Genomic DNA, 25,712 nt, shown 5'->3' with positions numbered 1-25,712 from the left:
CTTTAGAGGCCGAGCGCGCGGTAGGTGTTGCGGACGAATCTCGGTTGGGCCGTGCGGAGTTTGGCCAGCGACGTGTTGCCCGCGACAGCCGTGGCCGCGTCGACGGTCAGGTCCGGCAGATTCTGGATGAGGTAGATCAGGACCAGATCCGCGGTGGGATCGGCCTGCCACCAGGTCCCGTAGGCGCCGGGCCAGCTGAACGTGCCGACGCCGCCGGGTCCGAACAGCGGTGTGCTTTTTGCCGGATCGGTCACCACCGACAGGTTCAGCCCGAAGCCGCGGCCGACCCAATACGGCGCGCCCAGGAAGTTGTGCCGCTTCTGCTCGTCGGTCAGCCGGTCGGTGCGCATCAGCCGCACGGACTCCTCCGAGAGCACCCGCGCCCCGTCGATCGTTCCGCCGCCGAGCAGCATTCGCACGAAGCGCAGGTAATCGTCGGCGCTCGACCACAACCCGCCGCCGGCATTGCAGAACGACGGCGGCGTGAGGTGCGGCGGGCCCATCACCCCGTGCTGCAGCTGGTGCTCGTTGGTGAGCCGGTACATGGTCGCCGCGCGCCGCCGCGCCTCGGCGGTGACGAAGAACCCGGTGTCGGTCATGCCCGCCGGCCCCAGGATCCGTTCGTCGAGAACCTGATGGAACGGCTTGCCGTCGATGCGGGAAGCGATGACGCCCAGCAGGTCGATGGAGTGGCTGTAGGTGACCCGCTCGCCGGGTTGGTGCACCAGCGGCAGCTTGGCCAGTTCGGCCAGCCACGCGTCCGGGCCTTGGTTGAACGGCAGCCGCATGTAGGCCTTGGCGATCGGGCCGGACACCGAGAATCCGTACGCCAGGCCGCTGGTATGGGTGAGTAGGTCCTCGATGAGGATGGCGCGGTTCACCGGGTGGGTGCGGTCCAACGGGCCATGCGAATCGTCGAGCACCCGCACGCCGGCCAGCTCCGGCGCCCAGCGCACGACCGGATCCTTGAGCGTCAGCTTGCCCTCGTCGACCAGGCTCATGATCGTCGCGACCGTCACCGGCTTGGTCATCGACGCGATGCGAAACAGCGTGTCCCGCTGCATCGGCAGGCCCGCGTCCACGTCGCGGTAGCCGATCTCGTTGACCTGCAGCAGTTCTCCGCGCTGCCATACCACCGTCACCGCGCCGGCGAGCAGGCCGGCGTCGCACACCTCGCGGACGGAGGCCGCGTTGCCGTCAAGGGTCGAGCGATTCACCCGGTCAGGTTAGCGGGCCGGCGCCGCCGCGCGACCGGCGCCGCCGCGCACGGACGCGGCGCAACGCGCGCGAACGCGGCGCAACGCGCGCCGACGGACCGTCCGATTCTCCTCCCACGCGACACTGGGCGAAGCGATGGGTGTTTTGCCCGCCTCCGAGCGACAACGGGCCGGGACGCGGGCCGTGGCGGGTGCCGCCCGTAGCGGTGCCGCCCGTGGCGGGTGCCGCTCGGCAACTTGTCGCTGGGAGGTGGGCACACATCGTGTGCCTCCCCGGAGAGACTCGTGGGACGCGTGTGACGAGCGCGACCGGGGAGCGATGCGCGCCACACGCGGCCGGCGCCGCCGCCCCCGAAATAAGTGCTACGCTGCCGTGCAGTCGACATCCTTTAACGATCCGTCCGGTGAGGCGGAGAAGGAGGTCAAGTTTCGTATGGGTGCTGCGGGCGACACGCGCTCAGGCAGTGATTCCCGGGAATTGATGTCGGCGGCCGACGTGGGCCGCACCATTTCCCGTATCGCACACCAGATCATCGAAAAGACGGCCCTCGACGGCCCCGACGCTCCGCGGGTCGTGCTGCTGGGCATCCCCACTCGCGGCGTGATCCTGGCCGAACGCCTGGCCGGCAACATCGGCGAATACAGCGGCGGCTCTCCCGCCAACGTCGCCTGGGGTGCTTTGGACATCACCCTGTACCGCGACGACCTGATGCAAAAACCACCCCGTCCGCTGGAAGCCACCTCGATCCCGGCCGGCGGCATCGACGACGCCTTGGTGATCCTGGTCGACGACGTGCTCTACTCCGGCCGCTCGGTGCGCTCCGCCCTGGACGCGCTGCGCGACGTCGGCCGCCCCCGGGTGGTGCAGCTGGCGGTGCTGGTCGACCGGGGCCACCGCGAACTGCCGCTGCGCGCCGACTATGTGGGCAAGAACGTCCCCACCTCACGCACCGAGAGCGTGCACGTGTTGTTGCGGGAGAGCGACGGTGACGACGGGGTGGTGATCTCGCGATGACCCGACACCTGCTTGCCGCCGGGGACCTGAGCCTCGACGACGCCACCGCCATCCTCGACGACGCCGACCGCTTCGCCCAGGCGCTGGTCGGCCGCGAGATCAAGAAACTGCCGACGCTGCGCGGCCGCACCATCGTGACGATGTTCTACGAGAACTCGACCCGCACCCGGGTGTCCTTCGAGGTGGCCGGCAAGTGGATGAGCGCCGACGTGATCAACGTCAGCGCCGCCGGATCGTCGGTGGGCAAGGGCGAGTCGCTGCGCGACACCGCGCTGACGCTGCGGGCCGCCGGGGCCGATGCGCTGATCATCCGGCACCCGGCGTCGGGGGCCGCGCACCTGCTTGCCGAATGGACACGCGCCGGCGGCGATTCCGGCCCCTCGGTGATCAACGCCGGCGACGGCACCCATGAGCACCCGACGCAGGCGCTGCTGGACGCGCTCACCATCCGCCAGCGGCTCGGCGGCATCGAGGGCCGGCGGGTCGTGATCGTCGGCGACGTCCTGCACAGCCGGGTCGCCCGCTCCAACGTCATGCTGCTGCACACCCTGGGCGCCGAAGTGGTGCTGGTGGCACCGCCGACGCTGCTGCCGGTCGGCGTCGACGGCTGGCCGGTGACGGTGTCGAACGACTTCGACGCCGAGCTACCCGCCGCCGACGCGGTGCTGATGCTGCGCGTGCAGGCCGAGCGGATGAACGGCGGCTTCTTCCCGTCGGTGCGCGAATACTCGTCCCTGTACGGGCTTTCCGATCGCCGCCAGGCGATGCTGCCCGGGCACGCCGTGGTGCTGCACCCCGGGCCGATGCTGCGCGGCATGGAGATCGCGTCATCGGTGGCCGATTCGTCGCAATCGGCCGTGCTGCAACAGGTTTCCAATGGTGTGCACGTGCGGATGGCGGTGCTGTTTCACGTGCTGGTGGGTGCCGAGTCGGCCGGAAGCGAGGGGGCCGCATGAGCGTGTTGCTGCGCGGGGTTCGGCTGTACGGCGAAGGCGACCGCGTCGACGTCCTGGCCGAGGACGGTCAGATCGCCGAGATCGGCCCGGGCCTGAAGATCCCCGACACCGCCGACGTCATCGACGCGACGGGCCAGGTGCTGCTGCCTGGGTTCGTCGACCTGCACACCCACCTGCGCGAACCGGGCCGCGAATATGCCGAAGACATCGAAACCGGTTCGGCCGCCGCGGCTTTGGGCGGCTACACCGCGGTGTTCGCGATGGCCAACACCAACCCGGTCGCCGACAGCCCGGTGGTCACCGACCACGTCTGGCATCGGGGCCAGGAGGTCGGCCTGGTGGACGTGCACCCGGTGGGCGCCGTCACCGTCGGGCTGGCCGGCAAGGAGCTCACCGAGATGGGCATGATGGCCGCCGGGGCCGCGCAGGTGCGGATGTTCTCCGACGACGGCATCTGCGTGCACGATCCGCTGGTGATGCGCCGCGCCCTCGAGTACGCCACCGGGCTGGGCGTGCTCGTCGCCCAGCACGCCGAGGAGCCGCGGCTGACCGTCGGCGCCGTCGCCCACGAGGGACCCACCGCCGCCCGGCTGGGCCTGTCCGGATGGCCACGGGCCGCCGAGGAATCCATCGTCGCCCGCGACGCGCTGCTGGCGCGCGACGCCGGCGCCCGGGTGCACATCTGCCACGCCTCCACCGCCGGCACCGTCGAGATCGTGAAATGGGCTAAGGATCAAGGGATTTCGATCACCGCCGAGGTCACCCCGCACCACTTGATGCTCGACGACAGCCGGCTGTCCAGCTACGACGGGCGTAACCGCGTCAACCCGCCGCTGCGCGAGGCGGCCGACGCGGTTGCGCTGCGCCAGGCGCTGGCCGACGGCGTCATCGACTGCGTGGCCACCGATCACGCCCCGCACGCCGAGCACGAGAAGTGCGTGGAGTTCTCCGCGGCGCGGCCCGGCATGCTGGGACTGCAGACGGCGCTGTCGATCGTCGTGCAGACGATGGTCATCCCGGGGCTGCTGACCTGGCGTGGCCTCGCCCGGGTGATGAGCGAGAACCCCGCGCGCATCGTGGGCCTGCCCGATCACGGCCGGCCGCTGGAAGTGGGGGAGCCGGCCAACCTGACCGTGGTGGACCCCGACGCCTCCTGGACCGTCGCCGGGCCCGACCTGGCCAGCCGGTCGGCCAACACGCCCTACGAAGCGATGACCCTGCCCGCCACCGTGACCGCGACCCTGCTGCGCGGCAAGGTCACCTGCCGAGACGGGAAGTGCCCGGCATGAATTCGGGCACGCTGGCGGGGTCGCTGATCTTCGCGGCCGTGCTGGTGGTGGTGATCACGGTGGTGATCCAGCTGATGATGCGCAGCTGGCAGCGCCGCGCGCAGCGGCAGGCGGAGCTGATCGGCGACCTGCCGCAGATCCCGGACCAGGTCGGTGCGGCGAGCATCACCACCCGCGGCCACTATTGCGGGTCCATGATGGCGCCGGGCTGGAACGAGCGGATCGCGGCGGGCGATCTCGGTTACCGCAGCAAAGCGGTGCTGACCCGCTACGCCGGGGGCATCATGGTGGAACGCCTGCGGGCCCACCCGATTTGGATTCCACGGGACTCGATCACGGCCATCCGCATGGAGCGCGGAATGGCGGTCAGGCCGGCCCGGATCGGCATTCTGGCGATCCGCTGGCGGCTGCCGTCGGGCGTCGAGATCGACACCGGTTTCCGGGCGGATCACCGCCATGACTACGACCCGTGGCTGGAGGAACGGGATGGCCAGGAGAATGAGGTCGCGTGAGCAGTAAGGCCCTATTGGTACTCGAAGACGGCCGCGTCTTCACCGGCACCCCGTTCGGCAAGATCGGCCAAACACTGGGCGAGGCCGTGTTTTCCACCGGCATGTCCGGTTACCAGGAGACGCTGACCGATCCCAGTTACCACCGGCAGATCGTGGTGGCCACCGCGCCGCAGATCGGCAACACCGGCTGGAACGACGAGGACGCCGAGAGCCGCGGCGACAAGATCTGGGTCGCCGGCTACGCGGTGCGCGATCCCTCGCCGCGCCCGTCCAACTGGCGGGCCACCGGCACCCTGGAGGACGAACTGATCCGCCAGCACGTCGTCGGGATCGCCGGCATCGACACCCGGGCGGTGGTGCGGCACCTGCGCACCCGCGGCTCGATGAAGGCGGGCGTGTTCTCCGGGGACGCGCTCGCCGACCCCGACGAGCTGTTGCAGCGGGTGCGGGGCCAGCAGTCCATGCTGGGCGCCGACCTGGCCGGCGAGGTCAGCACGCCGGACACCTACATCGTGGAACCCGAAGGGGAGCCCCGGTTTACGGTGGCCGCGCTGGACCTGGGCATCAAGACCAACACGCCGCGCAACTTCGCCCGCCGCGGCATCCGCACCCACGTGCTGGCGTCCTCGGCGACCTACCGGCAGATCGCCGACATCAATCCGGACGGCGTGTTCCTGTCCAACGGCCCGGGCGACCCGGCCACCGCCGACCACATCGTGGCGGTGACCCGCGAGGTGCTGGGCGCCGGAATCCCGCTGTTCGGCATCTGTTTCGGCAACCAGATCCTGGGCCGCGCGCTGGGCCTGTCCACCTACAAGATGGTGTTCGGTCACCGCGGCATCAACATCCCGGTGATCGACCACGCCACCGGGCGGGTGGCGGTGACCGCACAGAATCACGGCTTCGCACTCGAGGGGGAGGCCGGACAGTCCTTCGACACGCCGTTCGGCCAGGCGATCGTCAGCCACACGTGCGCCAACGACGGGGTGGTCGAGGGTGTCAAACTCGCCGACGGACGGGCCTTTTCGGTTCAATACCATCCCGAGGCCGCCGCCGGGCCGCACGACGCGAATTATCTGTTCGACCAATTCATCGAGTTGATGGCGGCCCCAAACCGCGGAAAGGGGCGGTAGTGCCGCGTCGCGCCGATTTGCGTCACGTCCTGGTGATCGGCTCCGGGCCGATCGTCATCGGTCAGGCCTGCGAGTTCGACTACTCGGGCACCCAGGCCTGCCGGGTGCTGCGGGCCGAGGGCCTGGAGGTCAGCCTGGTCAACTCCAACCCGGCGACCATCATGACCGACCCGGAGTACGCCGACCACACCTACGTCGAGCCGATCACCGCCGCATTCGTCGAGAAGGTGATCGCCCAGCAGGCCGAGCGCGGCAACAAGATCGACGCCCTGCTGGCCACCCTGGGCGGGCAGACCGCGCTCAACACCGCGGTCGCGCTCTACGAGAACGGCGCGCTGGAGCGCCACGGCGTCGAGCTCATCGGGGCCGACTTCGACGCCATCCAGCGCGGCGAGGACCGGCAGATGTTCAAGGACATCGTCGCCAAGGTGGGCGGTGAATCCGCCCGCAGCCGAGTGTGTTTCACCATGGAAGAGGTCCGCGAGACGGTCGAGGAGCTGGGCCTGCCGGTGGTGGTGCGGCCCAGCTTCACCATGGGCGGTCTGGGTTCGGGGATGGCGCGATCCGTCGAGGAGGTCGACCGGATGGCCGGCGCCGGGCTGGCCGAAAGCCCCAGCGCCAACGTGCTCATCGAGGAATCGATCTACGGCTGGAAAGAATTCGAGCTCGAGTTGATGCGCGACGGCAACGACAACGTCGTCGTGGTGTGCTCGATCGAGAACTTCGACCCGATGGGCGTGCACACCGGTGATTCGGTCACCGTCGCGCCGGCCATGACGCTGACCGACCGCGAATACCAGCGGATGCGGGACCTGGGCATCGCGATCCTGCGCGAGGTGGGCGTGGACACCGGGGGCTGCAACATCCAGTTCGCGATCAACCCGGCCGACGGCCGGCTGATCGTCATCGAGATGAACCCCCGGGTGTCGCGGTCAAGCGCCTTGGCGTCCAAGGCCACCGGCTTCCCGATCGCCAAGATCGCCGCCAAGCTGGCCATCGGCTACACCCTCGACGAGATCGTCAACGACATCACCAAGGAGACCCCGGCCTGCTTCGAGCCCACCCTGGACTACGTGGTGGTCAAGGCCCCGCGGTTCGCCTTCGAGAAGTTCCCGGGCGCCGACCCCACCCTGACCACCACGATGAAATCCGTCGGCGAGGCAATGTCGTTGGGCCGCAACTTCATCGAGGCGCTGGGCAAGGTGATGCGCTCGCTGGAGACCAGCCGCACGGGCTTTTGGACCAAGCCGGACGATCCGGCAGGGGCCGAAAAGGGGCCGGCGGAGGTGCTGACCCGGCTGCGCACCCCGACCGAGGGCCGCCTCTACGACATCGAACTCGCGCTGCGCCTGGGCGCTTCGGTGGAACGCGTCGCCGAGGCCAGCGGCGTCGACCCGTGGTTCGTCGCGCAGATCGGCGAGCTGATCACGCTGCGCGCCGAACTGATCGCCGCCCCGGTCCTCGACGCCGACCTGCTGCGGCGCGGCAAGCACAACGGGCTTTCGGACCGCCAGATCGCCGCGCTGCGACCGGAATTGGCCGGCGAGAACGGGGTGCGCTCGCTACGCGAGCGCCTCGGCGTGCACCCGGTGTACAAGACCGTCGACACCTGCGCGGCCGAGTTCGAGGCCAAGACGCCGTATCACTACAGCAGCTACGAGCTCGACCCCGCCGCCGAGACCGAGGTGGCCCCGCAGACCCAGAAACCCAAGGTGCTGATCCTGGGTTCGGGCCCCAACCGGATCGGGCAGGGCATCGAATTCGACTACAGTTGCGTGCACGCGGCAACGACGTTGAGCCAGGCCGGTTTCGAGACCGTGATGGTCAACTGCAACCCCGAGACCGTGTCGACCGACTACGACACCGCCGACCGGCTGTACTTCGAACCGCTCACCTTCGAGGACGTCCTGGAGGTGTTTCGCGCCGAGCAACAATCGGCCGGGGACGGGCCGGGGGTGGTCGGGGTGATCGTGCAACTCGGCGGTCAAACCCCGCTGGGGCTGGCGCAACGCCTCGCCGACGCCGGCGTGCCGATCGTCGGCACCCCGCCGGAAGCCATCGACCTGGCCGAGGACCGCGGCGCGTTCGGCGACGTGCTCACCGCGGCCGGCCTGCCGGCCCCGAAGTACGGCACCGCAACCACTTTCGACCAGGCCCGCCGGATCGCCGAAGACATCGGATACCCGGTGCTGGTGCGCCCGTCCTACGTGCTGGGCGGTCGCGGCATGGAGATCGTCTACGACGAGGAGACGCTGCGGGGCTACATCACCCGCGCGACCGAGCTCTCGCCCGAACACCCGGTGCTGGTCGACCGCTTCCTCGAAGACGCCGTGGAGATCGACGTCGACGCGCTCTGCGACGGCACCGAGGTGTACATCGGCGGCATCATGGAGCACATCGAGGAGGCCGGCATCCACTCCGGCGACTCGGCCTGCGCGCTGCCGCCGGTCACGCTGGGCCGCAGCGACATCGAGAAGGTGCGCCGCGCGACCGAGTCCATCGCGCACGGCATCGGTGTGGTGGGGCTGCTGAACGTGCAATACGCGCTCAAGGACGACGTGCTCTACGTCCTCGAGGCCAACCCGCGGGCCAGCCGTACGGTGCCGTTCGTGTCCAAGGCCACCGCGATCCCGCTCGCCAAGGCGTGCGCCCGGGTCATGTTGGGCGCCAGCATCTCCCAGCTTCGCGAGGAGGGGCTGCTGGCGGCTTCCGGGGACGGGGCACACGCGGCGCTGGACGCCCCGATCGCCGTCAAGGAGGCGGTGTTGCCCTTCCACCGCTTCCGCCGCATCGACGGCGCCGCCATCGATTCGCTGCTCGGCCCGGAGATGAAGTCCACCGGCGAGGTGATGGGAATCGACCGCGACTTCGGCAGCGCGTTCGCCAAGAGCCAGACCGCCGCCTACGGGTCGCTGCCGGCGCGGGGCACGATCTTCGTGTCGGTCGCCAACCGCGACAAGCGCTCGCTGGTGTTTCCCGTCAAGCGCCTGGCCGACCTGGGATTCCGCGTCCTCGCCACCGAGGGCACCGCGGAGATGTTGCGCCGCAACGGGATTCCGTGCGACGAGGTGCGCAAGCACTTCGAGGACCCGCAGCCGGGGCGGCCCGCGCAGTCGGCGGTGGACGTGATCAAGGCCGGTGAGGTCGACATGGTGATCAACACCCCCTACGGCAATTCCGGTCCGCGCATCGACGGCTACGAAATCCGTTCGGCCGCGGTGTCGGTCAACATCCCCTGCGTCACCACGGTGCAGGGCGCGTCGGCCGCGGTGCAGGGCATCGAAGCGGGCATCCGCGGCGACATCGGGGTGCGCAGCCTGCAGGAGCTGCACAGCCAGATCGGCCAGGGCGGCCTGCCCGGAAACGGGGCCCGGTGACCGGCTTCGGGGTCCGGCTGAGCGACGCGAAGGCCGAACGCGGACCGCTGTGCGTGGGCATCGACCCGCACCCCGAGCTGCTGCGGGCCTGGGGGCTGCCCACCACCGCCGACGGGCTGGCCGCGTTCTGCGACATCTGCATCGAGGCGTTCTCCGGCTTCGCCGTCGTCAAGCCGCAGGTGGCGTTCTTCGAGGCGTACGGCGCGGCCGGATTCGCGGTGCTGGAACGCACCATCGCGGCCCTGCGGTCGGCCGGCGTGCTGGTGCTGGCCGACGCCAAGCGCGGCGACATCGGAACGACGATGGCCGCCTATGCCGCCGCCTGGGCGGGGGATTCGCCGCTGGCCGCCGACGCGGTGACGGCCACGCCGTACCTGGGGTTCGGGTCGTTGCGGCCGCTGCTGGAAGCCGCCGCCGCGCACGACCGGGGGGTGTTCGTGCTCGCCGCGACCTCCAACCCGGAGGGCGCGACCGTGCAGCGGGCCGCCTTCGACGGCCGCACGGTGGCCCAGCTGGTCGTCGACCAGGCGGCCGTGGTGAATCGGTCCGCGACCCCGTCCGGGCCCGGATACGTCGGCGTCGTCGTGGGCGCGACGGTGCTGCAGGCGCCCGATCTCAGCGCCCTGGGTGGGCCCGTGCTGGTGCCGGGCCTCGGGGTGCAGGGCGGGCGCCCCGAGGCGCTCGCCGGGCTGGGCGGCGCCGAGCCGGGGCAGCTGCTGCCCGCGGTCGCGCGCGAGGTGCTGCGGGCCGGGCCGGGGGTGGCGGAGCTGCGCGGGGCGGCCGAACGGATGCTGGACGCTGTCGCCTACCTGGCGGTGTGAGCTAGTCCGATGGCGGCGACCCGCTGCGCCCGGCTTGGACTATGCGGCGACCCGCTGCGCCCGGCTACGCCGCGCTTGCGATCGCCGCGGCCGCGCTTGCGATCGCCGCTAGTCCGACGCCAGCGCCGTGCTGGGCTGGGCTGTTTCGACGATGACGGTGGTGGCCTTGACGACGGCCACCGCCACGCTGCCGGGACGCAGCTGCAACTCCTCGGCGGCCTCGGTGCTCATCAGCGAGACGACGGTGAACGGGCCGCACTGCATCTCCACCTGGGTCATCACCTTGTCGCTGACCACTGCGGTGACCAGCCCGACGAAGCGGTTGCGGGCCGAGCTGCCGATGCTGAGCGGGTCGGCCGGCGGCGCGGGCGCGTTGCTGCGGGAGAAGCGGGCGAGGTCCTCGCTGGCGATCACTTTGCGGCCGGCCGCGTCGTGACTGACCTCCAACGCCCCCTGGTTGATCCAGCGCCGCACAGTGTCATCACTGACGCCGAGCAGCTCAGCCGCCTGGCGAATTCGCAGGTTGGACACGCCCCGATGGTATCCGATCCACGACCGCGGATTAGCTGATACGCGGCCGGCGCCGCGGCCTTCCCGCGGGTACGGAACGCTCTCAGGCCACGATCCCGTTCCTGCGGTGACACGTCCCTCGCCGACGCGAATCCGCGGAAGTGACACGCCCGCCGCCGTGGGGCCCGGGCGGCACACACGACCCCGCGGGACCCCCCGCCGCCCGCGCGGCCGCGGGGCGGCGCCGCTGGCCTGCCCTTTGACCGGCCGAACGCGACACGCGCGACACGCCGCGACGAATGCGTGATCCCTCGCACCGCCCCGCCCGGGTGCGCGCCGGCGCGTTTCCGGACGGCCACGTCGTCGCACCCCACGACGGCCCCTTCGGATAAAGCCGCTGGTAGATGGCTTGGCGACGGCCCAAAACGGGCTGCGCCGGGCCCCTCGGCACGGCGTCGCGGCGGGCGCCGTCGACGTCGCGCGGCGGGCCGCTTTGGGGGGACACGCGCCGTTGCATGCTGGGAGTTTGCCCCGTTAAGCAGGGGGGCGGGTTAGATTTCGTCAGGAGGCCTGAGTACGGTCGTCTCCGCTGGCAGAAGAACCGGCGAGACAAAATGAGATCGATTGAAATTGATTGATCAGATACGGAGGAATCGTGGCCCTTCCCCAGTTGACCGACGAGCAGCGCGCGGCCGCGTTGGAGAAGGCGGCTGCCGCACGTCGTGCACGAGCAGAGCTCAAGGACCGGCTGAAGCGTGGCGGCACCAACCTCACCCAGGTGCTCAAGGACGCCGAGACCGACGAAGTCCTGGGCAAGATGAAGGTTTCGGCGCTTCTCGAGGCGTTGCCCAAGGTGGGCAAGGTCAAGGCGCAGGAAATCATGACTGAGCTGGAGATCGCCCCCACCCGCCGCCTGCGCGGCCTCGGCGACCGTCAGCGCAAGGCCCTGCTGGAAAAGTTCGGCTCCTAACCCGGCCGCCGACGATGCAGGCCGAACGGCCTGAGGAGAAGGCGGGCAAACCGACCCGAGCCGTGGGCGCACCCGCCCGGGAGCGCCGATGAACGGCGGCGGGGGACCGGACATCCAGCACGGGGCACGTCCCGAACCATCGCGTGCGGGGCGTGTGGTCGTGCTGTCCGGTCCCTCCGCGGTCGGCAAGTCGACCGTGGTCCGATGCCTGCGCGAGCGGGTCCCGGACCTGCATTTCAGCGTCTCGGCCACCACGCGGGCGCCCCGGCCCGGCGAGGTCGACGGCGTCGACTACCACTTCGTCAGCCCCGCCCGCTTCCAGCAGCTCATCGACGAGGGCGCCCTGCTGGAGTGGGCCGAAATTCACGCGGGCCTGCACCGCTCGGGCACCCTGGCCGAGCCGGTTCGCGACGCCACGGCCCGCGGATTCCCGGTTTTGATCGAGGTGGACCTGGCCGGGGCCAGGGCCGTGAAGAGGGCGATGCCCGAGGCCCTGACGGTGTTTTTGGCGCCGCCCAGCTGGGAGGACTTGGAGGCCAGGCTCGTCGGCCGCGGCACCGAGACCCCGGAGGTCATGCGGCGGCGCCTCGAGACGGCCCGCATCGAAATGGCGGCCCGTGACGACTTCGACCGGGTGGTCGTCAACCGTCGATTGGAGTCTGCGTGCGCCGAATTGGTATCCTTGCTGGTGGGAACTGCCCCGGACCGGCACGACCCGGCTGGCCACACCGAAAGCCAGACCACATCCAATCAAGATTGAGCACCGACTTTTCGCCGGCGATCAGCCGTTTTGGGCCCTGGCCCGCCTTCGAACGTAGAGGAGATTGACCTCAGTGACTATTCCGCAGTCCGACGCCGCGCTGGCCGCCGTCCCCGATCGGTTCGACCTGTCCGCCGGGGCGCCGGGCGCCTACGACACCCCGCTGGGCATCACCAACCCGCCCATCGACGAGCTGCTGGACCGGGTCTCGAGCAAGTACGCCCTGGTTATCTACGCGGCCAAGCGGGCCCGTCAGATCAACGATTACTACAACCAGCTCGGCGAGGGCATCCTCGAGTACGTGGGGCCGCTGGTCGAGCCGGGGCTGCAGGAGAAGCCGCTCTCGATCGCGCTCCGCGAGATCCACGGCGACCTGCTCGAGCACACCGAGGGCGAGTAACAGGGCCGGGCCGGGCGCGCTGTGGACCGCACGCGGATCCCCAAACGAGTCGTAGTCGGTGTCTCCGGCGGCATCGCCGCCTACAAGGCGTGCACCGTCGTCCGCCAGCTGTCCGAGGCCGGCCATTCCGTCCGGGTCATCCCGACCGAGTCCGCGCTGCGTTTCGTCGGCGCGGCCACCTTTGAGGCGCTCTCCGGCCAGCCGGTGCACACCGGCGTCTTCAACGACGTTCCCGAGGTCCCGCACGTCCAGCTCGGCAAGCAGGCCGACCTGGTCGTGGTGGCCCCGGCCACGGCGGATCTGCTGGCGCGCGCGGTGCACGGTCGCGCCGACGACCTGCTGACCGCCACGCTGCTCACCGCCCGGTGCCCGGTGCTGTTCGCGCCGGCCATGCACACCGAGATGTGGTTGCACCCGGCCACCGTCGACAACGTGGCGACGTTGCGCCGGCGGGGCGCGGTGGTGCTCGAGCCCGCCGCCGGGCGCCTCACCGGGACGGACAGCGGGTCGGGCCGGCTGCCCGAAGCCGAGGAGATCACCACCCTGGCCCACCTGCTGCTGGAACGCCACGACGCGCTGCCCTACGACCTCGCCGGCTGCAAGATGCTGGTCACCGCCGGCGGCACCCGCGAACCGGTCGACCCCGTGCGCTTCATCGGCAACCGCAGCTCCGGCAAGCAGGGCTATGCCGTGGCGCGGGTGGCGGCCCAGCGCGGCGCCGAGGTCACCCTGATCGCCGGGCACACCGCCGGGCTGATCGATCCCGCCGGTGTCGAGGTCGTCCACGTCAGCTCCGCGGCCCAGCTGGGCGACGCGGTGTCCAAGCGCGCCCCGGAGGCCGATGTGCTGGTGATGGCCGCCGCGGTCGCCGACTTCCGGCCCGCGCACGTTGCCGCCGCCAAGATCAAAAAGAGCGCCTCGAATGAGACGGCGCCCCCGACGATCGAGCTGGTGCGCAACGACGACGTCCTCGCCGGGGCGGTGCGGGCCCGCGCCCACGGGCAGTTGCCCAACATGCGGGCAATCGTCGGCTTTGCCGCCGAGACCGGCGACGCCAGCGGCGACGTGCTGTTTCACGCCCGGGCCAAGCTGCAGCGCAAGGGCTGCGATCTGCTGGTGGTCAACGCCGTCGGCGAGGGCCGCGCGTTCGAGGTGGACAGCAACGACGGCTGGCTGCTGGCCTCCGACGGCACCGAGTCCGCACTGCAGCACGGCTCCAAGACATTGATGGCCAGTCGTATCGTGGATGCGATCGCCGCGTTCCTGCACGGGGACAGCGGGTAAAGCGGTCGAGTTCTTCCCGGCACCGGGACGGGGTGCCGGCCGGGCTGACGCGGGCCGATATAATTCGGTTGACTAACTATTTGGAAGGATTGGCATGAGCGAAAAGGGTCGCCTGTTTACCAGTGAGTCGGTGACTGAGGGACATCCCGACAAGATCTGTGACGCGATCAGCGACTCGGTCCTCGACGCCCTGCTGGCGCAGGACCCCCGCTCACGCGTCGCGGTTGAGACCCTGGTGACCACCGGGCAGGTGCACGTGGTCGGCGAGGTGACGACGACGGCCAAGGAGGCCTTCGCCGACATCACCAACACGGTCCGCGAGCGCATCCTCGACATCGGCTACGACTCGTCGGACAAGGGCTTCGACGGGGCGTCCTGCGGGGTCAACATCGGCATCGGCGCGCAGTCGCCCGACATCGCCCAGGGCGTCGACACCGCCCACGAGACCCGCGTCGAGGGTGCCGCCGACCCGCTGGATGCGCAGGGCGCCGGCGACCAGGGCCTGATGTTCGGCTACGCGATCAACGACACCCCCGAGCGGATGCCGCTGCCCATCGCGCTGGCCCACCGCCTGTCGCGCCGGCTGACCGAGGTCCGCAAGAACGGCGTGCTGCCCTACCTGCGCCCCGACGGCAAGACGCAGGTCACCATCGAATTCGAGGACGACGTCCCGGTCCGGCTGGACACCGTGGTCATCTCCACCCAGCACGCGGCCGACATCGACCTGGAGAACACCCTGACCCCCGACATCCGGGAAAAGGTGCTCAACACCGTGCTCAACGACCTGGCGCACGACACGCTGGACACCTCCTCGACGCGGCTGCTGGTCAACCCGACCGGCAAGTTCGTCGTCGGCGGCCCGATGGGCGACGCCGGGCTGACCGGCCGCAAGATCATCGTCGACACCTACGGCGGCTGGGCGCGGCACGGCGGCGGGGCGTTCTCCGGCAAGGACCCGTCCAAGGTGGACCGCTCGGCGGCGTACGCGATGCGCTGGGTGGCCAAGAACATCGTCGCCGCCGGGCTCGCGGAGCGGGTCGAGGTGCAGGTGGCCTACGCCATCGGCAAGGCGGCGCCGGTCGGGCTGTTCATCGAGACCTTCGGGACCGCGACCGTCGACCCGGTCAAGATCGAGAAGATCGTCCCGGAGGTGTTCGACCTGCGTCCCGGCGCGATCATCCGCGACCTGGACCTGCTGCGCCCGATCTACGCGCAGACCGCCGCCTACGGGCACTTCGGCCGCACCGACGTCGAACTGCCCTGGGAGCAGCTGAACAAGGTCGACGACCTCAAGCGCGCCATCTAGGTTGCCCGCCGCCTCGAATGTGACGTCGCAGTCACGTTCGGCGCCGAGCGTGACCACAGTGTCACGTTCGACGGGTCACCGCGGTGGACCCGGGTGGTCGGAATCGAGCGCGGGCAGCCCGTCGATGCTGCGCCGGTTGCGGTTGATCAGCCGGGTGTAGGCCTCGTCGGGCGCCTTGTGGTGATACGCGTTGAGGACCGGTCGCTCGTCGACCAGCTCGTAGTAGGGCACCGCGAATCCGCACGCGTCGGCGATCCGCTCCACATCGACCACGATGATGGCGCGGATCCCCGCATGCCGGTCACCGAAATGCGTGATGAGATCGGTGAATTCGGCGTCGTCGGGCCGGATCACCCGCCCAGTGCCGAACAGCCGCAGGATCCGCGAGTTGCGGGTGAACGAGCAGAACATGACAGTGATGCGGCCGTTGTCGCGCAGATGGGCGATGGTCTCCACGCCGCTGCCGAACAGGTCCAGGTAGGCCACGGTGCGCTCGTCGAGCACCGCGAACGTGTCGCAATATCCCTTGGGGGACATGTTGATTCGTCCTCCCTCGGAGGGCGCGGTGGCGACGAAGAACACGGCCTGTTCGCGGATGAAGTCGCGCAGCGACTCGTCGATGCTGTCAAATTCCTTCGCCACCCGTGCAGCGTAACCGCTAGCTAGCCGGTGAAGCGGTAGTCGTCCAGATCGAATCGCCGGCTGCGCCAGTACACCTCCGGGGTGGTGCCCGGCCGCAGCGGCACGTCGCCGTTCTTGTCGAAGTAATAGCTGTTGGCCAGCCGGCAACTGTCCTGCCAGAAGATCTGCCGGTGCCGCCGGCGCATCATCTCGGCGAAGTAGCGGTCGTTGGCTTCCTCGCTCACCTCGACGCGGGTCGCGCCCAGGCGCTCCGCCCGCTTGAGGCACCGCACGATGTGATGGGTCTGCGCCTCGATGAGCGCGAAATACGAAGAGCCGACGTAACCGTACGGGCCGAACACCGTGAACAGGTTGGGGAAGCCCGGAACGGTGACGCCCTCGTAGGCCTGCAAGCGGTGCTCGTCCCAGAACCGGCTCAACGAGCGACCGCCGCTGCCCGTGACCGCGAACGTGGGGACGCTGTCGGGGTCCATCACCTTGAAGCCGGTCGCCAAGATGAGCACGTCGATCTCGTGGGTTTCGCCGTCGGTGGTCGCCACCGCGTCGGGCGTGATCTTGTCGATCGGTTCGGTGATCAGGCGCACGTTGTCGCGGTTGAACGTGGCCAGGTAGCCGTTGTGGAAGCCGGGGCGCTTGCAGCCGACGGCGTAGCGCGGGGTGAGTTGCTCGCGCACCACCGGGTCGCGGACCTGCCGCCGCAGATAGGCGCGTCCCAGCGTGGCCATCCTCTTGGCCAGCGGGATCACCGTGAAGTAGTGCGCCGAGATCGGGAAGGTCAGTTCCACGTACGCCTGGCTGAGCAGCCGCTGCAGCGCCTTGCCGCCCGGGATGCGCATCGCCCAGCGCGCCGGCGCGGGCAGCGGGACGTCCAGCTTCGGGAAACACCAGATCGGGGTGCGCTGAAACACGGTGAGCGACGAGACAATTGGCGCGATCTCGGGGATCACCTGCACGGCCGACGCGCCGGTGCCGATCACCGCGACGCGCTTGCCGCGCAAATCCTGGCCGTGATCCCACCGCGCGGTGTGCATCGTGACGCCGGCGAACGAGTCCACGCCGTCGATGTCGGGCAGGTTCGGCACCGTCAGCACGCCGCAGGCGCTGATCAAAAACCTCGCCGTGACTTCGCCGCCGGGGTCGGTCTGCACCCGCCACAGCCCGCGCTCGTCGTCGAAGTCGGCCGCCTGCACCTTGGTGTTGAACCGGATCCGCGAGCGGACGCCGTACTTGTCGGCGCAGTGTTCGGCGTAGGCCTTGAGCTCGCGGCCCGGCGCGTAGGTGCGCGACCAGTGCCGGCTCTGCTCGAAGGAGAACTGGTAGGAGAACGACGGAATGTCCACCGCGATACCGGGATAGGTGTTCCAGTGCCAGGTGCCGCCGACCCCGTCGCCGGCCTCGAGCACCAGGTAATCGGGCAGCCCCGCCTTGTCGAGGTTGATGGCGGCGCCGATGCCGGAGAATCCGGCACCGATGATCAGCGTGTGGTAATCGGGGGTTTCCCCGTCCATCCGGGCGAAGGTGCGCTCCGTCATGAACTCACCGTACGCCCCGGGCTCAGCCCCGCAGGGCGGTTCGCAGCGCCGCCAGGCCGCGCTCGAGCGCCGCGGTGGCCGCGGGCACCACACCGGCGTAGCCCAGGTAGCCGTGCACCAGCGTCTCGGCGTTGTGCACCTCGGCGGCGACCCCGGCAGCCGCCAGCAGTTCGCCGTACCGGATGCCGTCGTCGCGCAGCGGGTCATAGCCGGCGACGCCGATGTAGGCCGGCGCCAGGTTGCTCAGGTCCTTCGCGCGCCCCGGCGCCATGTCCGACGGCGGGTCGGACAGGTCGACTTCGCCCGCGTACCAACGGGAGAACTCGGCGACGGCCCTGACGTCGAGGATCGGCGCGGTGGCGTTCTCGGCGAAGGACGGCAGCGTGGCGTCCCACATGGTCGACGGGTACCACAACAACTGGAATTTCAGGGCCGGTCCGCCGTGATCGCGTGCCCGCTGCGCGACCGCGGCGGCGATCGTGCCGCCGGCCGAATCCCCGGCGACGGCCATCCGGCCCGGGTCGCCGTGCAGGTCGGCGGCGTGCCCGGCGACCCAAAGCGTTGCCGCCCACGCGTCTTCGACCGCGCCGGGGTAGGGGTGCTCGGGCGCGAGCCGGTAGTCGACCGACACCACGATCGCGTCGGCGCCGACGGCATGCTGGCGCGCCGTGCCGTCGTGGGTGTCGAGGTCGCCGATCACGAAGCCGCCGCCATGGAAGAACAACACGACGGGCGCCCCGGTTTGACCGTCGGAATGGCTTGGCGGCCAATAGATCCGGATCGCGACCGGCCCGGCGGGGCCGGCAATCGTGCGGTCCTCGACCCGCAGCTCGGGATGCAGCGGCCTGCGCGGCAGGTCGCGGAACCGCTGGCGCGCCGCGGCGATGCCGTCCTCGGTGGATAGCCGGAAGGGAACCGCGTCCAGTACCTTCTGCAGGATGGGGTCGATCGCGGGTTTCTCGTCGGCTGTGTTATCCAAGCTGGGCATGGACGTACCGTACGCACCTCGTCTGGTGGCCGGCGCCTGGGTGGTGGCCGGCTGGGTGGCCCTCGGCTACGGCATCTACCTGACCGTGCTGGCGCTGCGCTCGCCGCCCGGAATGGAGCTGACCGGGCACTGGGTGCTGCAGCCGGCGTTCAAGGCCTCGATGGCGATCCTGCTGATGCTCGCCGCCGCCGGGCACGGATGCGTACGGGAGCGGCGGTGGCTGATGCCGGCCCTGCTGTTGTCGGCCCTGGGCGACTGGGTGCTCGCGATCCCGTGGTGGACGCTGTCCTTCGAGATCGGCCTGGCGGCATTCCTGTTGGCGCACATGTGTTTCATCGGTGCCCTGCTGCCGCTGGTTCCCCCGCTGTCGTGGTCGTCGCAAGCCGAGCGGCCCGCGGCGCTCCGGATCGCCGCGGTGGTCCTGATGTGCCTGGTGTCGATCGCGCTGCTGGTGTGGTTTTGGCCGCACCTGGGCCCGGACAAGCTGACGTTGCCGGTGACGGTCTACATCGTGGTGCTGACCGCGATGGTGTGCACGGCGCTGCTGGCGAAAATGCCGACGATCTGGACGGCGGTGGGGGCGGTGTGTTTCGCGGCCTCGGATTCGATGATCGCGATCAGCCGCTTCATCCTGGGCAACGAGGCGCTCGCCGTGCCGATCTGGTGGTCGTACGCGGCGGCCCAGATCCTGATCACGGCGGGATTCTTCTTCGGCCGCGAGCTTCCCGGCCAGGACGGCGGGGACGCCGCGGCGCCCGCCGAAGGCTGATCTGTCGGTGGTCGCCGGTACGCTGCGGGCCGGACGGTAAAGGCATTGGATAGCACCATGATTCGCGGCCCGAGGGCGCCGTGAGCCCCAGCGCGCGCACGCCGGTCGAAGTGGAACCCATCGCCCGCGTGCTGCCGATGCTGTCCGTGCCGCACCTGGACCGCGAGTTCGACTATCTGGTGTCGGCCGAGCAGTCCGACGATGCCCAGCCCGGGGTGCGGGTCCGGGTGCGTTTCCATGGCCGGCTGGTCGACGGGTTCGTGCTGGAGCGCCGCGCCGACACCGACCACCCGGGCAAGCTGGGCTGGCTGGACCGCGTCGTGTCGGCCGAACCGGTGCTCACCCCCGAGATCCGCCGGCTGGTCGACGCGGTGGCCGCGCGCTACGCGGGCACCCGTCCCGACGTCTTGCGGCTGGCCGTGCCGGCCCGCCACGCCAGGGTGGAGCGGGAGCCCGTCGTGAGCCGGGACCCGCCGGGCCCGGCGATCCCGGACCCCGTCGACCCCGCGGGCTGGGACGGCTACGGGCGGGGCGCTCAATTCCTGGCCGCCCTGGCCGAGTCGCGGGCCGCCCGGGCCGTCTGGCAGGCGCTGCCGGGCGAGCCGTGGACCGACCGATTCGCCGAGGCCGCCGCCCAAACGGTGCGGGCCGGCCGGTCCGCGCTGGCGATCGTTCCCGACCAGCGCGACCTGGACGCCCTGTGGCGGGCGGCGACGACACGGATCGACGAGGTCAGCGTGGTCGCCCTGTCGGCGGGTCTGGGCCCCGCGGCCCGGTATCGCCGCTGGCTGGCGGCGCTGCGGGGCACCGCGCGGCTGGTGATCGGCACCCGCAGCGCGGTGTTCGCGCCGCTGAGCGACCTGGGCCTGGTCATGGTGTGGGCCGACGCCGACGACAGCCTGGCCGAGCCGCGGGCCCCGTATCCGCACGCCCGCGAGGTGGCGATGCTGCGCGCGCACCAGGCCCGGTGCGCGGCCCTGATCGGCGGCTACGCGCGCACCGCGGAGGCCCACGCGCTGGTGCGCAGCGGATGGGCGCACGACATCGTCGCGGCGCGGCCCGTGGTGCGCGCCCGCACCCCGCGGGTGAGCGCGCTCGACGACACCGGCTACGCCGACGAGCGCGACCCGGCGGCCCGCACGGCGCGCATTCCCTCGATCGCGCTGCGCGCGGCCCGCTCGGCGTTGCAGGCCGGGACTCCGGTACTGGTGCAGGTGCCGCGGCGCGGATACGTCCCGTCGCTGGCGTGTGCGCGCTGCCGCACCATCGCCCGGTGCCGGCACTGCACCGGGCCGCTGTCGCTGCAGGAAGGGGGCGCCGCGCTGCTCTGCCGCTGGTGCGGGCGGATCGACCCGACCCGCCGGTGCGCGCGCTGCGGTTCGGACGCGGTGCGCGCCGTGGTCGTCGGGGCCCGCCGCACCGCCGAAGAGCTCGGCCGCGCGTTTCCGGGCACGGCGGTGATCACCTCGTCGGGCGATGGCGTCGTGCCCGAGGTCGCGCCCGGACCGGCCCTGGTGGTCGCCACCCCGGGGGCCGAACCGCGCGCGTCCGGTGGTTACGGGGCGGCGCTGCTGTTGGACACGTGGGCGCTGCTGGGCCGGCAGGATCTGCGCGCCGCCGAGGACGCGTTGTGGCGCTGGATGAGCGCCGCCGCGCTGGTGCGTGCTCGCGGCGACGGCGGCGTGGTGCTGGTGATCGCCGAATCATCGCTTCCCACAGTGCAATCGCTGATCCGCTGGGATCCGGTGGGGCACGCGGAAGCGGAACTGACCGCCCGCGCCGAGGTGGGCCTGCCGCCGAGCGTGCACATGGCGGCCATCGACGGAACGCCCGACGCGGTGACCGCGCTGCTCGGCGAGGTCCGGCTCGCCGAACTGGAAGCCGACCTGCTCGGGCCGGTGGACCTGCCGGCCGGCGTGCGCCGCCCGGCCGGGACCCCGGCGGGCGTGGCGGTGACGAGAATGCTGGTGCGCGTGCCCCGCCGGCAGGGCCTGGCGCTGGCGGCCGCGCTGCGCCGCGGCGTCGGTGTGCTCAGCGCCCGGCAAACCCATGAGCCCGCCCGGGTCCAGATCGATCCGCTGCACATCGGCTAGCGGTCACAAACCGTTACCCTGGGCGACAGTATGTGCATGCAATATTTCCTGTTTACGACATTCGAAGGTTGCTACACTTTCTATTCCTTAGCCGCCGAGAGGCCGGAAACAATCCGGGGAGGGGCGATATGACAGCGGACAACGCGACCGTTGACGAGTCGTTGGATGTCATCACCGACGCTTTGCTGACGGCCTCCCGTTTGCTGATGGCGATCTCGGCCCGTTCGGTCGGGCAGGTCGACGAGACCATCACCATCGCGCAGTTCCGGACGCTGGTGATCCTGTCCAACCGCGGCCCGGTCAATCTGGCCACCCTGGCGGGTCTGTTGGGCGTGCAGCCGTCGGCCACCGGCCGGATGGTGGACCGGCTGGTCGCCGCCGGACTGATCGACCGCCTGCCGCACCCGACCTCGCGCCGTGAGCTGCTCGCCGCGCTGACCACGCGCGGACGCGACGTCGTCCACCAGGTCACCGCGCACCGGCGCACCGAGATCGCGGCCATCGTCGCGAAGATGCCGCCGCCCGAGCGCCACGGGCTGGTGCGGGCGCTGACCGCGTTCACCGCGGCCGGTGGCGAGCCCGACGTGCACCTGGACGCCGATATCGGCCTGTAGCCGCCGGGTCTACCCCGCCTAGTCGGTCCGCTTGGTGGCGGTGAGCAGCAGGTACTCCCACCCCATGGTGCCGTCGGCGAGGTATTGCTGCGCGAGCTCGACGAGTTGGGCGTCGAGCTCGGCGGCCAGCACCCGGTTGTGGCCGATGTTCGCGTAGGCCTCGATCGTCGGGCCGTAGTGCCGCTTGAAGTAGGCGTGGACGTCTTCCGCGCTGGCGAACCGGTCCACCGCCAACATCCCACGCGCCGTGGTGATTTCGCCGACGCGGTCGCCCAGCAGCGCGGTGACGTAGCCGGGCCGTCCCCACAGCGCCGCCGGCGGCACGGGGTGCGACAGGCTCGGGCGATAGGGCCGGATGGTGGCCAGCATCCGCCCGAAGAAGCCCTCCGGGGTCCAGCTGATCACGCCGATCGTGCCGCCGGGCCGGCAGACCCGGACGAGCTCGCCGGCGGCGCGTTGCTGGTCGGGCGCGAACTGCACGCCGATCGCCGACATGACGACGTCGAATTCGCCGTCGCCGAACGGCAGCGCGTGCGCGTTGGCCTCCCGGTAGTCGATCGTCAGGCCCTGCGCCGCGGCCCGGTCCCGCGAGCGCAGGAGCAGCTCGGGGGTGAGGTCGGTGGAGACGACGGCCGCGCCGGCGGCGGCGGCCGGCAGCGAGATGTTGCCCGAGCCGGCGGCGACGTCGAGGACTCGGACGCCGGGCCCGATGCCGGTGGCCTCGACGAGGGCGGGGCCCAGCGGGGCCATCACTTCCTCGGCCATCAGGGCGTAGTCGCCCAGCGCCCAAACCGTGCGGTGTGTGGCGGCGACTCGGGCGTCGCTGATGGTGGAGTCGACGGTCATCAGACCTCCTTGGGGGAACGGAAAGGTTGTCTTCGACGTCGATGTCGACACGCGCGGTTTCACGCCGCTCAGATCATGACTACTAGAAATAGTAGTCATAAGCAATAGTATACGCGCGCAATTCCGGTCTCCTCGGGTGGGTCCGGCCGGCCTCCGGCGCTTTCTAGACTGGGCCGGTGCGCCTTGTCTTCGCCGGTACTCCCGAGCCCGCGCTGCCCGCACTGCGCCGCCTCATCGACTCGCCACGCCACGACGTGATCGCGGTGCTGACCCGGCCCGACGCCGCCGCCGGGCGACGCGGCAAGCCGGAGCCGTCGCCGGTGGCCCGTGAGGCGCTCGACCGGGGCATTCCGGTGCTGCGGCCGTCGCGGCCCAACTCGGCGGAATTCGTCGCGGAGCTGTCGCGGCTGGCGCCGGACTGCTGCGCGGTCGTGGCCTACGGCGCGCTGCTGCGCGACGACCTGCTGGCGGTGCCCCCGCGGGGCTGGATCAACCTGCACTTCTCGCTGCTGCCCGCCTGGCGCGGCGCCGCGCCGGTCCAGGCGGCCATCGCGGCGGGGGACACCATCACGGGGGCCTCGACGTTCCAGATCGAGCCGACCCTGGACTCGGGCCCGATCTACGGGGTGGTGACCGAGACGATCCGCCCGACCGATACCGCCGGGGAATTGCTTGAGCGACTGGCCATTTTGGGCGCGGCGCTGTTGTCGACCACGTTGGACGGCATCGCCGACTCGACGTTGACGCCGCGGCCGCAGCCGGCCGAGGGGGTCAGCGTCGCCCCCAAGATCACCGTGGAGCAGGCCCGGGTGCGCTGGGATCTGCCGGCGCTCGTGGTGGAACGCCGCATTCGCGCCGTCACGCCCAACCCCGGCGCGTGGACCGTGATCGGCGACCTGCGCGTCAAACTCGGGCCGGTCGACGCCGCCGTCGCGTCCGGTTCGCCAGAACCGTTGCCGCCCGGCGCGATTCACGTCGATCGCAAAGGCGTCTGGGTCGGCACCGGTTCGGATCCGGTTCGCCTGGGTCAAATCCAGCCGCCCGGAAAGAAATTCATGAACGCGGTCGACTGGGCGCGCGGCGCCCGGCTCGACCCCGCGGTGCGGGCGACATGAGCGCCGGCCGTGACGGGCGCCAGCGCAACCGGCCGGACCGCCAGCCGGCCCGGCCGCAGCGCCGGCCTGCGCAGCGGGATCGGCGGCCCGCCCGCCGGCCGCTGGACCCGGCCCGGGCAGCGGCGTTCGAGGTGCTACGGGCGGTCAGCGAGCGCGATGCGTACGCGAACCTGGCGCTGCCCGCGCTGCTGCGCGAGCGCGGAATCACCGGCCGCGACGCCGCATTCGCCACCGAGCTGACGTACGGCGCGTGCCGCAGCCGTGGCCTGCTCGACGCGGTCATCGGCGCGGCCGCCGGGCGCGCCCCGCAAGCCATCGACCCCGTCCTGCTCGACCTGCTGCGCCTGGGCGCGTATCAGTTGCTGCGCACCCGGGTCGATGCGCACGCCGCGGTGTCCACCACCGTCGAACAGGCAGGCATCGAATTCGACTCGGCGCGAGCGGGTTTCGTCAACGGGGTGCTGCGCACCATCTCCGGGCGCGACGAACAATCCTGGGTCGCGGAGCTGGCGCCGGACCCGGCGCGGGACCCGATCGGGCACGCCGCGTTCGTGCACGCCCATCCCCGGTGGATCGCCCAGGCCTTCGCCGACGCGCTGGGCGCGGCCGCGGGCGAACTCGACGCGGTGCTCGCCAGCGACGACGAACGGCCCCAGGTGCATCTGGCCGCTCGCGCTGGCACGCTGACCGCCGTCGAGCTGGCGGACGCGGTGGGCGGCACCGTCGGGCGGTATTCGCCGTACGCGGTGTACCTGCCGGGCGGCGATCCCGGGCGGCTGGCGCCGGTGCGCGACGGTGCGGCGCTGGTCCAGGACGAGGGCAGCCAGCTGGTGGCGCGCGCGCTGACCCTGGCGCCGGTCGAGCGCGACGGCGGCCGCTGGCTCGACCTGTGCGCCGGGCCGGGCGGCAAGACGGCGCTGCTGGCGTCGCTGGGCGCGGGATCCGGGGCCCACGTCACCGCGGTGGAGCCGGCCCCGCGCCGCGCCGACCTAGTGACCGAGAACACCCGCGGCCTGCCGGTCGACGTGCTGCGGGTCGACGGCCGGCACACCGACCTCGAGCCGGCGTTCGACCGGGTGCTCGTCGACGTGCCCTGCACCGGGCTGGGGGCCTTGCGCCGCCGGCCCGAGGCCCGGTGGCGCCGTCAACCGTCCGACGTGCCGGCACTGGCCAAGCTGCAGCGCGAGTTGCTGGGCGCCGCGATCGCGCTGACCCGTCCCGGGGGTGTGGTGCTCTACGCCACCTGTTCGCCGCACCTGGCCGAAACCGTCGGGGTGGTCGCCGACGCGCTGCGCCGCCATCCGGTGAGCGCGCTGGACACCCGGCCGTTGTTCGAGCCCGTCGACCACCTGGGCGACGGGCCTTACGTTCAGCTGTGGCCGCACCGGCACGGCACCGACGCGATGTTCGCGGCCGCGCTGCGCCGCGAAGCGGGGTAGCGGGGGCGCGACACGAAGAACCCCGCCGCGGCCGCGCTGCGCCGCGAAGCGGGGTAGCGCCGGGCGCGACACGACGAACCCCGCCGCGGCCGCGCTGCGCCGCGAAGCGGGGTAGCGGGGGCGC

23 protein-coding genes are annotated in these 25,712 nt (G+C 71.1%); 17 read left to right on the top strand and 6 right to left on the bottom strand.

What is annotated here, in order from left to right; genetic code table 11:
• Positions 1 to 2 precede the first annotated feature (2 nt).
• Positions 3 to 1,217: a serine hydrolase gene (locus W7S_RS16155; protein ID WP_036429020.1), complete on the bottom strand. Its 1,215-nt coding sequence runs from the start codon at positions 1,215 to 1,217 to the stop codon at positions 3 to 5.
• Positions 1,218 to 1,650: 433 nt separating this feature from the next.
• Between W7S_RS16155 and pyrR the strand changes: the two genes are divergently transcribed.
• Genes pyrR through pyrF form a run of 7 tightly spaced genes read left to right on the top strand, consistent with a single transcriptional unit; the run spans position 1,651 to position 10,320 of the window.
• The gene (gene pyrR, locus W7S_RS16150; RefSeq protein WP_008258205.1) at positions 1,651 to 2,232 is read left to right on the top strand and encodes a bifunctional pyr operon transcriptional regulator/uracil phosphoribosyltransferase PyrR; all 582 of its coding nucleotides are present in this window, start codon (positions 1,651 to 1,653) and stop codon (positions 2,230 to 2,232) included.
• The gene (locus W7S_RS16145) at positions 2,229 to 3,188 is read left to right on the top strand and encodes an aspartate carbamoyltransferase catalytic subunit (protein WP_008258204.1); all 960 of its coding nucleotides are present in this window, start codon (positions 2,229 to 2,231) and stop codon (positions 3,186 to 3,188) included. Before pyrR ends, W7S_RS16145 begins: the two co-directional genes overlap by 4 nt.
• The gene (locus W7S_RS16140; RefSeq protein ID WP_008258203.1) at positions 3,185 to 4,477 is read left to right on the top strand and encodes a dihydroorotase; all 1,293 of its coding nucleotides are present in this window, start codon (positions 3,185 to 3,187) and stop codon (positions 4,475 to 4,477) included. Before W7S_RS16145 ends, W7S_RS16140 begins: the two co-directional genes overlap by 4 nt.
• Positions 4,474 to 4,989 (top strand): hypothetical protein, encoded by a 516-nt coding sequence (locus W7S_RS16135; RefSeq protein WP_036429018.1) that lies wholly within the window; start codon positions 4,474 to 4,476, stop codon positions 4,987 to 4,989. The genes W7S_RS16140 and W7S_RS16135 overlap by 4 nt, the downstream gene beginning before the upstream one ends.
• Positions 4,986 to 6,122: a glutamine-hydrolyzing carbamoyl-phosphate synthase small subunit gene (gene carA / locus W7S_RS16130; protein WP_008258201.1), complete on the top strand. Its 1,137-nt coding sequence runs from the start codon at positions 4,986 to 4,988 to the stop codon at positions 6,120 to 6,122. The genes W7S_RS16135 and carA overlap by 4 nt, the downstream gene beginning before the upstream one ends.
• Positions 6,122 to 9,499, top strand: a complete 3,378-nt coding sequence (carB, locus tag W7S_RS16125) for a carbamoyl-phosphate synthase large subunit (protein ID WP_008258200.1) — start codon at positions 6,122 to 6,124, stop codon at positions 9,497 to 9,499. Before carA ends, carB begins: the two co-directional genes overlap by 1 nt.
• Positions 9,496 to 10,320, top strand: a complete 825-nt coding sequence (pyrF, locus tag W7S_RS16120) for an orotidine-5'-phosphate decarboxylase (RefSeq protein ID WP_008258199.1) — start codon at positions 9,496 to 9,498, stop codon at positions 10,318 to 10,320. Before carB ends, pyrF begins: the two co-directional genes overlap by 4 nt.
• Before the next feature lie 108 nt (positions 10,321 to 10,428).
• On the opposite strand, the gene W7S_RS16115 is transcribed toward pyrF, so the two are convergent.
• Positions 10,429 to 10,851, bottom strand: coding sequence for a molybdopterin-binding protein (locus W7S_RS16115; protein WP_008258197.1), 423 nt, complete (start codon positions 10,849 to 10,851; stop codon positions 10,429 to 10,431).
• Positions 10,852 to 11,485: 634 nt separating this feature from the next.
• Between W7S_RS16115 and mihF the strand changes: the two genes are divergently transcribed.
• From mihF to metK, 5 genes are all read left to right on the top strand, one after another.
• On the top strand, positions 11,486 to 11,800 hold the full coding sequence (mihF, locus tag W7S_RS16110; protein WP_007171927.1) for an integration host factor, actinobacterial type: 315 nt from the start codon (positions 11,486 to 11,488) through the stop codon (positions 11,798 to 11,800).
• Between the two features lie 88 nt (positions 11,801 to 11,888).
• Positions 11,889 to 12,560: a guanylate kinase gene (gene gmk / locus W7S_RS16105; RefSeq protein ID WP_085976452.1), complete on the top strand. Its 672-nt coding sequence runs from the start codon at positions 11,889 to 11,891 to the stop codon at positions 12,558 to 12,560.
• A gap of 73 nt (positions 12,561 to 12,633) precedes the next feature.
• On the top strand, positions 12,634 to 12,960 hold the full coding sequence (rpoZ, locus tag W7S_RS16100; protein WP_008258195.1) for a DNA-directed RNA polymerase subunit omega: 327 nt from the start codon (positions 12,634 to 12,636) through the stop codon (positions 12,958 to 12,960).
• Between the two features lie 21 nt (positions 12,961 to 12,981).
• Positions 12,982 to 14,244: a bifunctional phosphopantothenoylcysteine decarboxylase/phosphopantothenate--cysteine ligase CoaBC gene (gene coaBC, locus W7S_RS16095; RefSeq protein WP_008258194.1), complete on the top strand. Its 1,263-nt coding sequence runs from the start codon at positions 12,982 to 12,984 to the stop codon at positions 14,242 to 14,244.
• 94 nt (positions 14,245 to 14,338) lie between these two features.
• A complete protein-coding gene (gene metK / locus W7S_RS16090) occupies positions 14,339 to 15,550 on the top strand; it encodes a methionine adenosyltransferase (RefSeq protein ID WP_008258192.1) in 1,212 nt (403 codons plus the stop codon).
• Positions 15,551 to 15,625: 75 nt separating this feature from the next.
• Here metK and W7S_RS16085 read toward each other — a convergent pair whose 3' ends face one another.
• From W7S_RS16085 to W7S_RS16075, 3 genes are read right to left on the bottom strand one after another with little or no spacing between them, the layout of a single operon-like run.
• Positions 15,626 to 16,192: a pyridoxamine 5'-phosphate oxidase family protein gene (locus W7S_RS16085; RefSeq protein ID WP_008258191.1), complete on the bottom strand. Its 567-nt coding sequence runs from the start codon at positions 16,190 to 16,192 to the stop codon at positions 15,626 to 15,628.
• A 20-nt stretch (positions 16,193 to 16,212) separates the two neighbouring features.
• Positions 16,213 to 17,700 (bottom strand): NAD(P)/FAD-dependent oxidoreductase, encoded by a 1,488-nt coding sequence (locus W7S_RS16080; RefSeq protein WP_036429282.1) that lies wholly within the window; start codon positions 17,698 to 17,700, stop codon positions 16,213 to 16,215.
• 46 nt (positions 17,701 to 17,746) lie between these two features.
• Positions 17,747 to 18,712, bottom strand: coding sequence for an alpha/beta hydrolase (locus tag W7S_RS16075; protein WP_008258189.1), 966 nt, complete (start codon positions 18,710 to 18,712; stop codon positions 17,747 to 17,749).
• Between W7S_RS16075 and W7S_RS16070 the strand changes: the two genes are divergently transcribed.
• The 3 genes from W7S_RS16070 to W7S_RS16060 all read left to right on the top strand — a co-directional run bounded on the left by W7S_RS16070 (position 18,711) and on the right by W7S_RS16060 (position 22,188).
• Positions 18,711 to 19,481, top strand: coding sequence for a lysoplasmalogenase (locus tag W7S_RS16070; protein WP_036429014.1), 771 nt, complete (start codon positions 18,711 to 18,713; stop codon positions 19,479 to 19,481). The two genes, W7S_RS16075 and W7S_RS16070, sit on opposite strands and share 2 nt — an antisense overlap.
• An 80-nt stretch (positions 19,482 to 19,561) precedes the next feature.
• Entirely contained in the window at positions 19,562 to 21,574 is a 2,013-nt protein-coding gene (locus W7S_RS16065) for a primosomal protein N' (RefSeq protein ID WP_179300149.1), read from the top strand.
• A gap of 128 nt (positions 21,575 to 21,702) precedes the next feature.
• Positions 21,703 to 22,188: a MarR family winged helix-turn-helix transcriptional regulator gene (locus W7S_RS16060; RefSeq protein ID WP_008258186.1), complete on the top strand. Its 486-nt coding sequence runs from the start codon at positions 21,703 to 21,705 to the stop codon at positions 22,186 to 22,188.
• A gap of 18 nt (positions 22,189 to 22,206) precedes the next feature.
• On the opposite strand, the gene W7S_RS16055 is transcribed toward W7S_RS16060, so the two are convergent.
• Positions 22,207 to 23,034 (bottom strand): class I SAM-dependent methyltransferase, encoded by an 828-nt coding sequence (locus W7S_RS16055; RefSeq protein WP_008258185.1) that lies wholly within the window; start codon positions 23,032 to 23,034, stop codon positions 22,207 to 22,209.
• A 176-nt stretch (positions 23,035 to 23,210) separates the two neighbouring features.
• Between W7S_RS16055 and fmt the strand changes: the two genes are divergently transcribed.
• Positions 23,211 to 24,149 carry a methionyl-tRNA formyltransferase gene (fmt, locus tag W7S_RS16050; RefSeq protein ID WP_008258184.1) on the top strand — a complete coding sequence of 313 codons (939 nt, stop codon included), beginning with the start codon at positions 23,211 to 23,213 and terminating at the stop codon, positions 24,147 to 24,149.
• Complete coding sequence (locus tag W7S_RS16045; protein WP_008258183.1) at positions 24,146 to 25,588, top strand: 16S rRNA m5C967 methyltransferase; 1,443 nt, start codon at positions 24,146 to 24,148, stop codon at positions 25,586 to 25,588. Before fmt ends, W7S_RS16045 begins: the two co-directional genes overlap by 4 nt.
• Positions 25,589 to 25,712: the final 124 nt, after the last annotated feature.

The sequence above is a fragment of the Mycobacterium sp. MOTT36Y genome, assembly GCF_000262165.1.
GTDB classification, from domain to species: Bacteria; Actinomycetota; Actinomycetes; order Mycobacteriales; family Mycobacteriaceae; genus Mycobacterium; species Mycobacterium intracellulare.
This window is presented reverse-complemented; position numbering and strand designations above follow the sequence as displayed.

Excerpts from the sequence above, each read along its gene's own strand:
- pyrR (WP_008258205.1), top strand. The coding sequence starts at position 1,651 with ATGGGTGCTGCGGGCGACACGCGCTCAGGCAGTGATTCCCGGGAATTG.
- W7S_RS16145 (WP_008258204.1), top strand. The coding sequence starts at position 2,229 with ATGACCCGACACCTGCTTGCCGCCGGGGACCTGAGCCTCGACGACGCC.
- W7S_RS16140 (WP_008258203.1), top strand. The coding sequence starts at position 3,185 with ATGAGCGTGTTGCTGCGCGGGGTTCGGCTGTACGGCGAAGGCGACCGC.
- W7S_RS16135 (WP_036429018.1), top strand. The coding sequence starts at position 4,474 with ATGAATTCGGGCACGCTGGCGGGGTCGCTGATCTTCGCGGCCGTGCTG.
- gmk (WP_085976452.1), top strand. The coding sequence starts at position 11,889 with ATGAACGGCGGCGGGGGACCGGACATCCAGCACGGGGCACGTCCCGAA.
- metK (WP_008258192.1), top strand. The coding sequence starts at position 14,339 with ATGAGCGAAAAGGGTCGCCTGTTTACCAGTGAGTCGGTGACTGAGGGA.
- W7S_RS16080 (WP_036429282.1), bottom strand. The coding sequence starts at position 17,700 with ATGGACGGGGAAACCCCCGATTACCACACGCTGATCATCGGTGCCGGA.
- W7S_RS16070 (WP_036429014.1), top strand. The coding sequence starts at position 18,711 with ATGGACGTACCGTACGCACCTCGTCTGGTGGCCGGCGCCTGGGTGGTG.
- W7S_RS16075 (WP_008258189.1), bottom strand. The coding sequence starts at position 18,712 with ATGCCCAGCTTGGATAACACAGCCGACGAGAAACCCGCGATCGACCCC.
- W7S_RS16060 (WP_008258186.1), top strand. The coding sequence starts at position 21,703 with ATGACAGCGGACAACGCGACCGTTGACGAGTCGTTGGATGTCATCACC.
- W7S_RS16055 (WP_008258185.1), bottom strand. The coding sequence starts at position 23,034 with ATGACCGTCGACTCCACCATCAGCGACGCCCGAGTCGCCGCCACACAC.
- W7S_RS16045 (WP_008258183.1), top strand. The coding sequence starts at position 24,146 with ATGAGCGCCGGCCGTGACGGGCGCCAGCGCAACCGGCCGGACCGCCAG.